At 66.9% G+C, this 13,066-nt stretch carries 13 protein-coding genes and 1 tRNA gene; 6 read left to right on the top strand and 8 right to left on the bottom strand.

The window, feature by feature from the left end:
* Positions 1-2: 2 nt before the first annotated feature.
* A complete protein-coding gene (locus C8D95_RS18685) occupies positions 3-455 on the bottom strand; it encodes a MaoC family dehydratase (RefSeq protein ID WP_109760724.1) in 453 nt (150 codons plus the stop codon).
* A 177-nt stretch (positions 456-632) separates the two neighbouring features.
* Between C8D95_RS18685 and C8D95_RS18680 the strand changes: the two genes are divergently transcribed.
* From C8D95_RS18680 to C8D95_RS18670, 3 genes are read left to right on the top strand one after another with little or no spacing between them, the layout of a single operon-like run.
* On the top strand, positions 633-1,625 hold the full coding sequence (locus C8D95_RS18680) for an NAD(P)H-dependent flavin oxidoreductase (RefSeq protein WP_109760723.1): 993 nt from the start codon (positions 633-635) through the stop codon (positions 1,623-1,625).
* A gap of 3 nt (positions 1,626-1,628) precedes the next feature.
* Positions 1,629-2,657: a phosphotransferase gene (locus C8D95_RS18675; RefSeq protein WP_109760722.1), complete on the top strand. Its 1,029-nt coding sequence runs from the start codon at positions 1,629-1,631 to the stop codon at positions 2,655-2,657.
* A 43-nt stretch (positions 2,658-2,700) separates the two neighbouring features.
* A complete protein-coding gene (locus tag C8D95_RS18670; RefSeq protein WP_109760721.1) occupies positions 2,701-3,099 on the top strand; it encodes a PaaI family thioesterase in 399 nt (132 codons plus the stop codon).
* A gap of 49 nt (positions 3,100-3,148) precedes the next feature.
* On the opposite strand, the gene C8D95_RS18665 is transcribed toward C8D95_RS18670, so the two are convergent.
* From C8D95_RS18665 to C8D95_RS18655, 3 genes are read right to left on the bottom strand one after another with little or no spacing between them, the layout of a single operon-like run.
* Positions 3,149-4,219, bottom strand: a complete 1,071-nt coding sequence (locus tag C8D95_RS18665) for an acyl-CoA dehydrogenase family protein (RefSeq protein WP_109760720.1) — start codon at positions 4,217-4,219, stop codon at positions 3,149-3,151.
* A gap of 2 nt (positions 4,220-4,221) precedes the next feature.
* The gene (locus C8D95_RS18660) at positions 4,222-5,409 is read right to left on the bottom strand and encodes an acyl-CoA dehydrogenase family protein (RefSeq protein ID WP_109760719.1); all 1,188 of its coding nucleotides are present in this window, start codon (positions 5,407-5,409) and stop codon (positions 4,222-4,224) included.
* Positions 5,400-7,499 (bottom strand): 3-hydroxyacyl-CoA dehydrogenase NAD-binding domain-containing protein, encoded by a 2,100-nt coding sequence (locus C8D95_RS18655; protein ID WP_109760718.1) that lies wholly within the window; start codon positions 7,497-7,499, stop codon positions 5,400-5,402. Before C8D95_RS18655 ends, C8D95_RS18660 begins: the two co-directional genes overlap by 10 nt.
* Before the next feature lie 298 nt (positions 7,500-7,797).
* Between C8D95_RS18655 and C8D95_RS18650 the strand changes: the two genes are divergently transcribed.
* From C8D95_RS18650 to C8D95_RS18640, 3 genes are all read left to right on the top strand, one after another.
* Complete coding sequence (locus tag C8D95_RS18650) at positions 7,798-9,474, top strand: thiamine pyrophosphate-binding protein (protein ID WP_206508324.1); 1,677 nt, start codon at positions 7,798-7,800, stop codon at positions 9,472-9,474.
* A 233-nt stretch (positions 9,475-9,707) separates the two neighbouring features.
* Positions 9,708-10,388 (top strand): 2-C-methyl-D-erythritol 4-phosphate cytidylyltransferase, encoded by a 681-nt coding sequence (ispD, locus tag C8D95_RS18645; protein ID WP_109760717.1) that lies wholly within the window; start codon positions 9,708-9,710, stop codon positions 10,386-10,388.
* Between the two features lie 62 nt (positions 10,389-10,450).
* Positions 10,451-10,540: transfer RNA gene (locus tag C8D95_RS18640), tRNA-Ser, on the top strand.
* 345 nt (positions 10,541-10,885) lie between these two features.
* On the opposite strand, the gene C8D95_RS18635 is transcribed toward C8D95_RS18640, so the two are convergent.
* From C8D95_RS18635 to C8D95_RS22345, 4 genes are all read right to left on the bottom strand, one after another.
* Positions 10,886-11,209 (bottom strand): hypothetical protein, encoded by a 324-nt coding sequence (locus tag C8D95_RS18635; RefSeq protein ID WP_109760716.1) that lies wholly within the window; start codon positions 11,207-11,209, stop codon positions 10,886-10,888.
* 71 nt (positions 11,210-11,280) lie between these two features.
* Positions 11,281-12,009, bottom strand: a complete 729-nt coding sequence (locus C8D95_RS22350; protein ID WP_206508326.1) for a recombinase family protein — start codon at positions 12,007-12,009, stop codon at positions 11,281-11,283.
* Complete coding sequence (locus tag C8D95_RS18625; RefSeq protein WP_206508328.1) at positions 12,009-12,398, bottom strand: DUF2924 domain-containing protein; 390 nt, start codon at positions 12,396-12,398, stop codon at positions 12,009-12,011. The genes C8D95_RS22350 and C8D95_RS18625 overlap by 1 nt, the downstream gene beginning before the upstream one ends.
* Entirely contained in the window at positions 12,395-12,619 is a 225-nt protein-coding gene (locus tag C8D95_RS22345; protein ID WP_109760714.1) for a DUF3489 domain-containing protein, read from the bottom strand. Before C8D95_RS22345 ends, C8D95_RS18625 begins: the two co-directional genes overlap by 4 nt.
* Between the last annotated feature and the right edge of the window lie 447 nt (positions 12,620-13,066).

The raw sequence follows: 13,066 nt of genomic DNA, 5'->3' as shown, positions 1-13,066 counted from the left end.
CGTCACACCGCCCGCTTCATCATCATGGCCATCCGCTTGCAGCGCGCGACCAGCGTGCCGTCCTGCTTGAAGCAGGAGTGCTCGAATTCGACGAGGCCGCGATCGGGTTTCGACTTGCTTTCGCGCACCGACAGGACGCGCGTTTCCGCTCTCAGCGTGTCGCCGTGGAAGACCGGCGCGGGGAAGGTCACCTCGGAGAAGCCCAGGTTGCCCACCGTCGTCCCGAGCGTCGTGTCCTGCACGCTCAGGCCCACCATGATCGCGAAGGTGAACATCGAATTGAACAGCCGCTGCCCCCACTCGGTCCCTTCGGCGAAGTGCGCGTCGATGTGCAGAGGCTGCGGGTTCATCGACATGAGGCTGAACATGGTGTTGTCGGCCTCGGTCACGGTCCGCCGCAACTCGTGGACGAAGTGCTGGCCCTCGTGGAATTCCTCGAAATACAGGCCTGCCATGCCGTCCCTCCTCTGCTCGTCGCACTTTTTCGCGCAGGGGCGGGGAATTGCAAGGCGTCAGGTCGATGCGCCGGGCTGGCGACCTTGCGAACGACCGTTCCGCATTGCATGACTCGTCGCAGGACAGGAAGGAGACCCCATGCCCGAAGCCCTGCCGAGTGCGAGTGCGCCATCCTGATGCCGGGCCTTCCGCCGATCCTGCAATCCCTGCGCCTTCCGATGGTAGGCGCCCCCATGTTCCTCGTGTCCGGCCCGGACCTCGTCATCGCGCAGTGCAAGGCGGGGATCGTCGGATCCTTCCCCGCGCTAAACGCGCGCGACGAGGACGGCGACGCGACGCCGATGCTGGAGCGCTGGCTGAAGCGGATCACCGAGGAGCTCGACCGCCACAATCAGGCGAACCCCGACCGGCCCGCCGCACCCTTCGCGGTCAACCAGATCGTCCACCGTTCGAACGAGCGCCTGATGCGCGACGTCGAGATCTGCGCGAAGTGGCGCGTGCCGCTCTGGATCACCTCGCTTGGCGCGCGGCCCGAGGTGAACGCCATAGCGCATGAGGCGGGCGGCTTCGTGATGCACGACATCATCAACGACACCTTTGCGCGGAAGGCCATCGACAAGGGTGCGGATGCCCTGATCGCGGTCGCCGCCGGGGCGGGCGGGCACGCGGGGCCGCAGTCTCCCTTCGCTCTCGTCTCGGAGATCCGGGCGTGGTTCGACGGCCCTGTCCTTCTCTCCGGGTGCATCGCCACCGGGCGCAGCCTGTTGGCGGCGCAGGTGATGGGGGCGGACCTCGGCTATGTCGGTTCGCCGTTCATCGCGACGGTCGAGGCGCAGGCGCCCGACGACTACAAGGCGATGATCGTCGACTCGGGCGCCGAGGACATCGTGAACTCGGCCGCCTTCACCGGCATTCCCGGCAACTACCTGAAGCCGTCGATCGCGCGGGCGGGGCTGGACGCGGACACCATGCTGGCGGACGCAAAGCCGATGGATTTCTCGAAGGGATCCGCGAAGCCCAGGGCCTGGCGCGACATCTGGGGGTCGGGCATGGGCATCGGCGCGGTGCGCGAGGTGGTGCCGGTCGCGGCCCTCGTCGACCGGATCGAGACGGAGTATCGCACGGCCTGCGCGGACGTTCTGCCGATGATCGAGAGAGGACGGGGCTGAGCGGTGACGGACGCGCTAACTCTCGACGTCGACGCGGTGGCCCTGTGGGCCAGAGACCGGCTGCCCGGCTTCGAGAGGCCCGTCGGGGTCGAGAAGTTCCAGACCGGGCAGTCGAACCCGACCTATGCGTTGCGCACGGCGGCCGGCGACTATGTGCTGCGCCGGAAGCCTCCGGGCGTGCTGCTGAAGTCCGCCCATGCCGTCGAACGGGAGTTCGGCGTGCAATCCGCGCTGGCCGGAACAGACGTCCCAGTGGCGCGAATGCACGCGCTTTGCGAGGACGACGGCGTCATAGGCTCGGCCTTCTACCTGATGGACCTGGTGCCGGGCCGCACGTTCAACGATCCCGCCATGCCTGGCCTGACGAAGGACGACCGGACCGCCATCGTGCAGGACATGGCGCGGGTCCTGGCCGCGATCCATTCGGTCGACCTCGATGCCGTGGGACTGGCCGACTACGGGCCGCACGGCAGCTATTATCGCCGCCAGGTCGACCGCTGGACCAAACAGTACCGCGCGAGCGAGACCGAGACGATCCCGGACATGGATGCGCTGATCCAGTGGCTCGATGCCGAAATGCCACCGGACGATGGGCTGGTGGCGCTGGTTCACGGCGACTACCGGCTCGACAACCTTCTGATTGCGCCGGATGCGCCGCGGATCGTCGCCGTGCTGGACTGGGAGCTCTCGACGCTCGGCCACCCTTTCGCCGACCTGGCGGCGGTCCTGATGCAATGGAGCAGGCCAGCGGGCACCGCGGGACGCGGACTGGCGGGCGTGAACCGCGCAGCACTCGGCCTGCCCTCGGACGCTGCCTTCGTCGAGGACTATTGCCGGCGCATGGGACTGCCCGGCATCGACCGGCTGGAGTTCTACCTGGCCTTCGCCTTCTTCCGCATGGCCGCCATCCTCCAGGGTGTGAAGCGGCGGGCCCTAGACGGCAACGCCTCGAACCCCGAACGCGCGCTTCAGCTTGGTGCGCAGGTGCCCGGCTACGCAACCTCGGGTCTTGCGGCGGCGGGGAGGGGCTGAGGCGATGCGGGGATATCGGGATGACGGGAACGGGGAAGGCGCGATGGATCCACGGCTGAGGGAAGATCCCTATCCCTTTCAGAAACTCATCGGCTTTCGCATGGCGGACTGGAGCGCGGATTATGCGCGCTTCGAGCTGGACGTGACGGACGCGATCCTGAACCGCCACGGCATCCCTCACGGAGGGGTCCATGCCGTCCTTCTCGACACGGTGATGGGCTACGCGGGCTGCTTCACAGGCGATCCCGACACCCGCGTCATGGCGATGACGCTGTCGATGACGACGAACTTCCTGTCGCGGCCGAAGGGGTCGCTTCTGATCGCGGAAGGCCGAAAGACGGGCGGCGGCTCGTCCACCTTCTTCGCGTCGGGCCGGGTCGAGGACGAGACGGGCGAAATCGTCGCGACCGCCACGGGCGTGTTTCGCTACCGGAAGGGGTGAGCTGGGGCGCTGCCCCAGACCCCGGAGTATTTTGCGACAGAAGACGGCCTCAGGCGCGGAGATCCTCCATCAGCCGGGACAGGTGAAAGTCCGTGTCGCCGAGCTGGTGGTCGATCATCACCAGTCGCTTGGCGTAATGCGAGACGGGGTGTTCCCATGTCATCGCGATGCCGCCGTGCATCTGGATCGCTTCCTCGGCGACGAGCGTCGCGACCCTCCCCACCAGGTGCTTGGCCATGGCCACGCTGCGGGCGCGGTCACCCTCGGCCATGCGCGAAGCGGCGAGGATGGTGATGGACCGCGCCTGCTCGATCTCGGTCATCAGATCGACCATGCGGTGCTGGAGGGCCTGGTTCTTGCCGATGGGGCGGCCGAACTGCTGGCGGGTTTTCAGGTAGTCGAGCGTGAGAGCCTGCACATGGTCCATCGCACCCAGGGCTTCGGCGCAGAGCGCAAGGCGGCCGTGGTCGAGCGCGTCGTTCAGCGCGTCTTCCGCGTTCTCGATCAACAGCGTCGCCGGGGTGGCGTCGAGGATCACCTCGGCCGCGCCGCCGCCGTCGATCATGCCGTAGCCGATCACCCCAGCATTTTCAGGGGATACATCGAAAAGAGACAGGCCCTCGCCGGTCCGCGCTGCGACCAGCAGACGGTCGGCGTCGTTGCCCCCGTAGACGACACTTTTGCGTCCCGTGAGGGTCCACCGGTCGGCGTTGCGCTCCGCCCGTGTCGCGATGTCGGACAGGTCCCACGGCGCGTCGGGTTCGCCGATGGCCACGGCAAGGCGGACCTCTCCGCTCATCAAGCCATCGACGTCGCCTCTTGCCGCAAGGAGAAGACGCGCGGCCATCAGCGCTGGAAGAACGGGTTCGGGCGACAGGGCGCGGCCGATCTGTTCGAAGACCGTCATCACGTCGAAGCCTCTGCCCCCGAGACCGCCCTCGGCTTCGGGGATGAAGGCCATCAGGACGCCGAGTCCGGCGAGGCCGGACCACGCTTCGTGGTCGTGGAAGGGTGCGGCATAAGCCAGCGTCGCGCGCTTTTCGGGCGGGCAGGCCTCGGCAAGGAAGCGCGCCAGCGTGTCGGCCAGCATCCGGCGGTCGTCGGAGGTTTCGAAATCCACGTCTAAAGCTCCAGCATCGACTTGGAGAGGATGTTCCGCTGGATCTCGTTCGAGCCGCCGAAGATCGAGATCTTGCGGTTGTTGAAGTACCGCGCCGCGGCGCGGGCGTGCTCGGGCGGCGCGATCTCGAGGTTGCCGGCAAGCGCTTCTGCCGGGAAAGGCCCGGCGGCGGGGCCAAGCGCGCGGCGGGCTAGATCGTTCAGCGCCTGCCGGATCACCGTTCCCTTGATCTTGAGCATCGAGCTTTCGAGGCCGGGCTGGCCGTTCTTCTGCGCGTTGGACAGCATCCTGAGGTTGGTGATCTTCAACGCCTCGAGTTCGGCCTCGACGCGGGCCAGCCGCGCGGCATAAAGCGGGTCGTCGATCAGGCGCTTGCCGCCGCGTTTCACCGTCCGAGCCAGCGCCTTCACCTGCTCGAAGGCCTGAACCGAGAAGCCGATGCCGGCAATGTTCGTCCTCTCGTGGGTGAGAAGATACTTGGCGATGGTCCAACCCTGGTTCTCGTCGCCGACGAGGTTTTCAGCCGGAACGCGCACGTCGGTGAAGAATACCTCGTTCACCTCGTGCCCGCCTTCGATCAGGCGGATGGGGCGCATCTCGATGCCGGGGCTGTCGAGGTCGACGAGGAGGAAGCTGATCCCCTCCTGCGGCTTTCCATCCTTTTTCGTGCGGACAAGGCAAAAGATCCGGTTCGCGTGCTGGCCGAGGGTCGTCCAGGTCTTCTGACCGTTGACGAGATAGGCGTCTCCGCCGCGCACCGCGGTCGTCCTGAGGCTGGCGAGGTCCGATCCCGCGCCCGGCTCGGAATACCCCTGACACCACCAGTCGGTGCCTTCGAGGATGCGGGGGAGGTAGTGGTCCTGCTGTTCCTTCGTTCCGAACTTCATCAGGACGTGGGCCAGCATGTGAAGCCCGAATGGCAGGACACGCGGCGCGCCGGCGCGGCAGGCCTCCTCCTCGAAGATGTGACGTTCGACCGGCCCCCAGCCGGGCCCGCCGAAATCGACCGGCCAGGTCGAGGCGAGCCAGCCTCTTGCGTTCAGGATCGCGTGCCACCGCTCCATGTCGGATTTGGTCAACTCGCGGCCCGCGATGACCTTGTCGGCGATCTCTGCAGGCAGCTTTTCGTCAAGGAAGCGCCGCACCTCCTCCCGGAAGGCAAGCTCTTGCTCGGTGAAGTTCAGGTCCATTCGCGCTCCTTCATCTCGGCGAAGGTGCCGCCCTCCTGCGCCATTCGGGCCAGAAGCGGCGGCACCTGCCAGTAGTACGGGTCGTCCCTTGCCCAGGCTTCGATCCGCCGGACGAGTTCCGCCGCGCCGACCGTATCGGCGTGGTGCATCGGTCCGCCCCTGTGACGTGGAAATCCGTACCCGAAGAGAAAGACCGCGTCGATGTCGGACGGCCGGAGCGCGATGCCATCCTCGAGCACGCGCGTCGCTTCCGATATCATGGCGGTCATGACCCGCGCGACGATCTCGTCGTCGGTGAAGTCTCGCGGGGTGATCCTGGCATTCGTGCGCTCTTCGTCGACGATCGCGAGCGCATCGGGGTTCGGCACCGGCTTGCCGTCGCCATAAAGGTAGAAGCCCCGTCCGGTCTTGCGGCCGAACCATCCCATCTCGCAGATCCGGTCGGCGATGGCGATGTAGCGCTCCTCCGGCGGGCGGAGGGGTGCCTTTCGCTTGCGCGTGGCCCAGGCGATGTCGAGCCCGGCGAGGTCCGAGACCGCGAAAGGGCCGAGGGCGAAACCGAAATCTTCGAGAGCGGCGTCGATCTGCTGGGGCGATGCGCCGTCCATCAGCATATAGTCCACGGCCTTGCGATAGTGCGCGAGGATGCGGTTGCCGATGAAGCCGTCGCAGACGCCCGCCCGTACCGCGACCTTCCTGAGCCGCTTCGCCAGCGCAAAGCCCGTCGCCACGACATCGGGCGCGGTGCGATGGGCGACCACGACCTCCAGAAGGCGCATGACGTGGGCAGGCGAGAAGAAGTGGAGGCCGATGACGTCCTCCTGTCGCGTCGTCTCGGCGGCGATGGCGTTCACGTCGAGGTAGGAGGTGTTCGTGGCAAGGATCGCGCCCGGCTTGCAGATGCGGTCGAGGCGGCGAAAGATCGAACGCTTGATGTCCATGTCCTCGAAGACGGCTTCGATCACGAGGTCGGCCTCGGCCAGATCGGCCATGTCGGTGGTCAGCGTCAGAGCGTCCGAGAGGATCGCCGCGCGGGCGTCCTCGGTCAGCTTGCCGCGTTTCACCGCCTGCGCGAGGTTTGCCGCCACGGCGGCGCCGCCGCGGTCGAGTGCGTCGTCGGTCTGTTCAACCAGGGTCACCGGAAGGCCTGCGAGTAGGCAGGCGGTCGCGATGCCGGACCCCATGGTGCCGCCGCCGATCACGCCGACGCTTTCGACCTGCATGGGGGGCGTCCCCGCTTCGGGAATGCGGGCTGCGGCGCGCTCGGCGAAGAAGGCGTGGATCAGCCCGGCGCGCTGCGGGCTGTCGATGCACTCCATGAAAAGCTCGCGCTCTCGCGTGAGGCCCCGGGCAAGGTCGCCAGTCGAGAGGGCCACGGCTTCGACGCACTTGTGCGGAGAGAAAAGGTGGCGGGCGGTGCGGTCCAGCCTCTCGGCTTCGGCCTCGAGCGCCGTCTCGTCGGGCGTGACCGCCAGGTCGCCCGTGCGCCAAGTCTTCAGGTCCCCCGCCCGAACAGCCTCGGCCATACGCAGTGCGACATCGCGCACGTCGCCTGCTTCGATGCGGTCGATCAGTCCCAGCTTCAGCGCCTCGTCCGCGCCGATCCGGCGCCCGGAGGTTATCATGTCGAGCGCCGCCGGAATGCCGATCAGCCGAGGCACCCTCTGCGTGCCGCCCGCACCGGGCAGAACACCGAGGGTCACCTCTGGCAGGCCGACCTGCGTGCCCGGCAGCGCGATCCGGGCGTGGGAGGCGAGACCGACCTCGAATCCGCCGCCAAGCGCCGTTCCGTGCAGAACCGCTATGACAGGCTTTTCAGAGGCTTCGATGCCGTTGTTCACTTCGGGCAGGAGGGGGTGGAGGGGCGGCTTGCCGAACTCCCGGATATCGGCGCCCGCGATGAAGGTTCGCCCGGCACCGAAGACGACGATCACGTCGATGTCGTCGTCCGCCTGCGCCATTGCCAAGGCCTCTGTCAGTCCCTGCCGCACGGCATGCGACGAGGCGTTGACCGGCGGGTTGTCGATGATGACGAGCCCGGTTGCGTCAACGCGCTCGAGCCGCACCACTTTGTCCGGCGTGTCGGTCATGCTGACTCCTCGTGTGCCGCCCGTCATATCGCTCCGGCCCGAGGGCCGTGATTTCCGATATAATCCAGACCGACGACAAGAGCAGAGGTCACGGCGATGTGGAACCCGCCGATGCCCCTGAAGTGCCTTATGAGGGGCCTCGCTGGCTGGTCGGGTTCAAGGGGCTCAGCCTGCGACCGACGGATTTCAGCGATGGTCACTCCGAGATAGATGGGTCACCATTCAGTGGCCCCCTGTTGTCGGCGGATGTGTGTTTCGCGCGGCGACAGGCGATGGCGACATGTCACGGGAGACGCGCTTGTCCAACTCCAAACTCCGAGCGGCCGAGGTGCTGCGCGATACTCTGGACGCCTTGGGCGCAGACCGTATTTTCTGTGTTCCGGGCGAGAGCTACCTCGCCTTTCTCGATGCGCTCCACGGCTTCTCCGGGATCGACACGGTCGTGTGCCGCCACGAGGGCGGAGCCGGGCTGATGGCGGTCGCGGACGCCAAGCTGACCGGCGCACCGGGCGTCGTGGCCGTCAGTCGCGGACCCGGTGCGACGAATGCGTCGATCGCCGTCCATCTCGCCGAGCAGGACGCCGTTCCGCTGATCCTTCTGGTCGGACAGGTCGCGCGCGACGAGCGCGGGCGGGGCGCGTTTCAGGAGGTCGACTACGGACGGATGTTCGGCAGCATCGCCAAGGGGGTCTGGGAGGTCACCGAGGCCGGGATGCTGGCAGAAACCGTGGTGCGCGCCTGGCGGCTGTCGCTTGCGGGCACGCCCGGCCCCGTGGTCCTGGCCTTGCCCGAGGACATGCTGTCGGACGAGTGCCCTGCCCCGACCGGCGTCGCTCCGTCCGCGCCTGCGCGCACGGGACCCGGCGACGACGAGATCGCGCGCGCGGCCGCTCTGCTGTCCCGGTCGCAACGCCCTCTCGTCATCGCCGGCAGCGGTCTCGACCGCCCCGCCGCGAGGGCGGCGCTGGCGCGGCTGGCCGAGGCGCATGGCATCCCCGTCGCGCCGACCTTCAAGCATCAGGAAATCTTCGACAACGGATCGCCGCTCTTCGCCGGGCACCTTGGGTTCAAGATCCCCGCACGACACGTCGAGGTCTTGTCGGAAGCGGACCTGATCCTCGCCATCGGCACGCGATTGGGCGACGTGCCGACGCAAGGCTATACCCTGCCCTTGGCGCCCGATCCGCGTCAGCCGCTGATCCACGTCTGGCCCGATGCAAATGTGCTGGGCCGGGTGTTTCGAACCGACCTGGCCGTGCCTTGCGACGCTTCGGCCTTCTGCGAAGCGTTGGCCCGCATGACGCTCGGCGCACCGCCCGAACGAGCGGACTGGGCGCGTCGGGCGAACGCGTCGGCGCGCGACCTTTCGGCTGCCCGGCCGCAGGCGTCCGACGACGGCCTCGACTTCGGGATCGTCGTGCGGGAACTGGCGCGCCAGGCACCGCGCGACGCCATCGTCGTGACGGACGCAGGCAACTTTTCAAGCTGGGTTCACCAGTGCTGGCCCTGGGACGGGACGCAGCAGGCGATCGGTGCGGCGGGCGGCGCCATGGGGCTGGGCGTTCCCGGTTCGGTCGCGGCGGCGTTGCGCCATCCAGGCCGTTGCGTGATCGGCTTCGTCGGCGACGGCGGCGTGATGATGACGGGCAACGAACTCGCAACGGCGGCGGTCTGCGGCGTGGCGCCGAAGATCGTCATCTCGGACAACGGCACCTACGGCACGATCCGCCTGCACCAGGAGAGGGACTATCCGAACCGCGTGTCCGGCACGGACCTGCGCAACCCCGACTTCGCGGTCTGGGCGCGGTCATTCGGCGCAGCGGATTTCGCGCTTGGCTTGGGCGACGATGTCGCGGGCACCGTCTCGGCCTTCCTTGGCGAGACGCGCATGGCCGTCCTTACCGTCCGTTCCAGCGCCGAGGCGATTTCGGCCTTCACCACCATTTCGGGTCTGCATGAGCGACAGCGCGGCTGAGACGTGTTTTCCATCGCTCCTCAGGGGACGCGGGCGCCGTGGCGGCAGGCCACCTCATCCGACCCGCAAGCAGATCGGAGTGAAACGCCTGTCCCTCGAACGCTTGTCCCGCGCTCGACCTGTGCTATTCCCTGCCGCAATGGCGGGAGGGCCCATGCGAGGCAGTAAACTACGGACGGCGCAGGTCGGTCGGCGGTCGCAGCGTTCGCCAGCCGCGTCGCAGGGCTAGTCGGATGTCGGGAGGCACTGCCGCGCTGATCGTCGCCGGGGGACGCGGGACCCGGATGGGCGCGGACCTCCCGAAGCAATACCTTGATATCGGGGGCCGGACGATCCTGGCCCGATCCGTGTCTGCCTTCCTCGACCTTCCGGACATCGCCGTCGTGCAGGTGGTCATCGCGGCCGGAGACGAGGCGCTCTGCGCCGATGCCCTGCGAGGGCTGAACGACGCGCGCCTTCGCCCTCCGGTTCCAGGCGGCGCGACGCGCGCCCTGTCGGTCCGCGCGGGTCTGGATGCGCTTGCCGATGCGGGGCCGGATCATGTCCTGATCCACGACGCCGCCCGTCCCTTCGTCCCGGCAGAGGTCATTCTCGCCGTGCTCGCAGCCCTGGGCGATGCCGAGGGAGCCTTTGCCGCCCTCCCCGTGGTCGATGCCCTCTGGCGGGCCGACGGCGACCGCGACTACGCCCCCGTCCCCCGCGCCGGGTTGTACCGCGCCCAGACCCCGCAGGGCTTCCGCTTCGACGCGATCCGCGCCGCCCACGCCCGCGCGCCTGCGGACGCCGCCGACGACGTCGAAGTCGCCCGTGCGGCAGGACTGGAGGTTCGTCTGGTCGAGGGCTCGGAAGAGAACTTCAAGATCACCACCGAGGCCGACCTGAGACGCGCCCGCCGCCATCTCGACGCCCCCTGACCCCGCTCCACCGCCGGAAAACCCACTTGCCGCCCTGCCCCCCCTCCGCTAGACCCACCGGCGGAGACGTGGCCGAGTGGTCGAAGGCACACCCCTGCTAAGGGTGCAGACGGGAAATCGTCTCGAGGGTTCGAATCCCTTCGTCTCCGCCACCGACCCCTCCAGATTTCCCTGATGTCCGTTCTCTCAGATTTGACGCCGCGATTTCCGCGGCTTGCGCTCCCGAGAGGTAGTCAGAGACGCGTCTCTGTCCGCATCGGTAGCGGATTCCCTACGCAAGTCTCTGTCGGCAATTTGCAGAGATCCGCTTTTCCAGATTTCCCTGATAACAGGGAATCTACAGGGAAAACGGGCGAAATCGGCACTCCTGACGGTGCAACCTCCAGGAATTCATGCGCAAGATCAATAAGTTGAGAAGAAATTCCCTACGCGAGCTAACAGGGAAGTTTTCTGCGCGAACCGGGAACTCTCTGCGAAGAGCAGGGAAGCTTCAGAGTCTAACAGGGACGGCGCGGATCCAGTCCGTAGCGAGCTTCCTGGGTTCTGAAATCGAGAGGAATGTCGTCGCGGATCAGGCGATCGAGCGTGAGGTCGACGGGCTGCCTCCCTTCGACGATGGCGGCCTTGATGCGCGGCGACAGTCCCGACAGATGTGCGGTTCTGAGGATGTGACGCGGCGAGCATTGCTCGCGCTCCGCGATGTCCTGCGCAGAGTGGCCTGCGATGATCTCCGCGGACCATCGCTCGGCGCGACGCAGACCTTCGAGAAGTGTGCGGTCAGCTTCGGGCGCACGCTCGCCCGTCACGATCCTGGTTTCCACGCCACGCCTACGTAAGTCGAACGGCGTGGAGATGCTCAAGGCGCGTTCGGCGAGCGCGGACGGTTGCAGGTTCAGTGCCTGGGCAAGCGTCTTCTGGCAAAGCCTGAGGTCGATGCTTCCTCTGCTGAGTACCCCCGATGCAAGCATAGAGGCTGCATCCGCAGTGCACCCGGTTGCAATTTTCTGCGCTGTGTCGCGGAGGCGCTGCGCGATCTCAGCCAGGTGCGTCGCATCCGGCTCAGCAAGGAGTCGATGTTCTGCGGCCAGTTGCCCCAGATGAGACGCGATCGCGGCTTTGACGGCTTGCTCCAGTTCGCGCGCCGGAAGCCGCCAGGCTGTCGGATCGGATCGGCCGCTGATGATCCGGTTCGAGACGTAGTAGCGATGGAGCCGACCCTGCTTCCTGGTCGACGTCGGTGTCGACCCATGGAGGACGAGGTGTTGAAGGCCTGCGTCACCGACACGAAGGAGCAGTCGCAGGCGTCCAGCCGCTCGACGAGCTTTGCGAAGTCCGCAAGCGATCGCGTCAGCCGATCGATCTTGTAGACGACCACCATGTCGACGCGGCGTGCCTCGATGTCCGCGATGAGGCGCTGAAGCGCAGGGCGCTCCAACGTCCCGCCAGAGACGCCGCCGTCGTCGTACCGGGTCGGCAGCATCTTCCAGCCTTCATGCTTCTGGCTCGCGATATAGGCCGCGCAGGCCTCGTGCTGTGCATCGAGCGAGTTGAAGTTCTGGTCGAGACCCTCGTCCGACGACTTCCGCGTGTAGATCGCGCAGCGAACATGGTTGGCCGCCATCAGCGATCTCCTTTCCTGAGGCAGAAGAAGCGAGGCCCCGACCAGTGTGCGCCCGTGATTGCTTTCGCGACCTGGGAGAGCGACCGGTGGGTCTCACCGTTCCAGACGAAGCCGGCCTCGGTGACGTCGACGATATGCGTGACCCCGTTCCACTCGCGGATCAGCCGGCCGCCGGGAAGGACGCTTCGGGTTGGCTTCGCTGCCGCGTCCGCTAGGACTTTGCGGTGCCGCGCTGAGAGCGACGCGCCCGCCTCTTCTTGCAAGCGTCGCGCGAGGAAGCGCCGTAGCAGCGGCTGACTGAGGCTCTTCGGCACAGGGGTGTCGAAAAGCTCGGACCAGGCCGCGCTAAGCGCGGCCCGGTCCATCTGCTCGAGGCCAGCGACGGTCACTGGCTGTCGCTTTCGGTGGCGACGAGTCGGTATACAGGCCCCTTGTCCCCGTTGGCTTCGCGGATGACGGTGTGGCCTGCCTTGCGCACACTTGGGATCGCTGCGCGGACCGAGTGCTTCTGCCATCCCGTCGCCTTGCAGAGGGCGTCGAGGCTGGCACCGTTCGGGCGTGCGAGCATGTTCTTCAACTTGGCTGATTTGGTGGTAGGCGATTGAGCCATCTTGCTTCTCCTCTGGTTACGGCCGGGTCGTCCGGCCCCCGTACTGAGGAGCGCCCGGGTGCGATCTGCCGGGCGTGCATCCACTGATGCTCCGCTTTCGCAACTAGTCCAGTCCGAAGACAGCGCGTCGAGCTGAAGCTCAAGCTGGTCCTTCGCGATGCGGGTTTTGGTCGTCCACGGCTTGATCGTGGATCTTGTTGCGAGGTGCGCAACTGTCGTGCCTCGTCCGCGGACTATCACGGCGCCGTGCACGAACTAACAGAACGGCGGAACGCGTCATGAGCTGTGTTGATGACGAAAGCTCGTTGGGTCGCAAGCGGCCAGCCTCGCTTTGCTGCCGGACATCATCTCCCACGCCACGATGAACGCGATCACCGCTCCGTATCTCGAATTATTCGTCAACAAATCAAGGGCTTGCGCGACAATTCGCGATACGCTATCCAGCTC

It is taken from the genome of Silicimonas algicola (assembly GCF_003148765.1).
Taxonomy (GTDB): domain Bacteria; phylum Pseudomonadota; class Alphaproteobacteria; order Rhodobacterales; family Rhodobacteraceae; genus Silicimonas; species Silicimonas algicola.
Note: the sequence above shows the minus strand (reverse complement) of the source record. Positions and strands in the feature narration are given on the sequence as shown.

Bases quoted from the DNA above. Each gene is read 5' to 3' on its own strand.
- C8D95_RS18685 (WP_109760724.1), bottom strand. From the start codon at position 455: ATGGCAGGCCTGTATTTCGAGGAATTCCACGAGGGCCAGCACTTCGTC.
- C8D95_RS18680 (WP_109760723.1), top strand. From the start codon at position 633: ATGCCGGGCCTTCCGCCGATCCTGCAATCCCTGCGCCTTCCGATGGTA.
- C8D95_RS18670 (WP_109760721.1), top strand. From the start codon at position 2,701: ATGGATCCACGGCTGAGGGAAGATCCCTATCCCTTTCAGAAACTCATC.
- C8D95_RS18660 (WP_109760719.1), bottom strand. From the start codon at position 5,409: ATGGACCTGAACTTCACCGAGCAAGAGCTTGCCTTCCGGGAGGAGGTG.
- C8D95_RS18655 (WP_109760718.1), bottom strand. From the start codon at position 7,499: ATGACCGACACGCCGGACAAAGTGGTGCGGCTCGAGCGCGTTGACGCA.
- ispD (WP_109760717.1), top strand. From the start codon at position 9,708: ATGTCGGGAGGCACTGCCGCGCTGATCGTCGCCGGGGGACGCGGGACC.
- C8D95_RS22350 (WP_206508326.1), bottom strand. From the start codon at position 12,009: ATGGCGGCCAACCATGTTCGCTGCGCGATCTACACGCGGAAGTCGTCG.
- C8D95_RS22345 (WP_109760714.1), bottom strand. From the start codon at position 12,619: ATGGCTCAATCGCCTACCACCAAATCAGCCAAGTTGAAGAACATGCTC.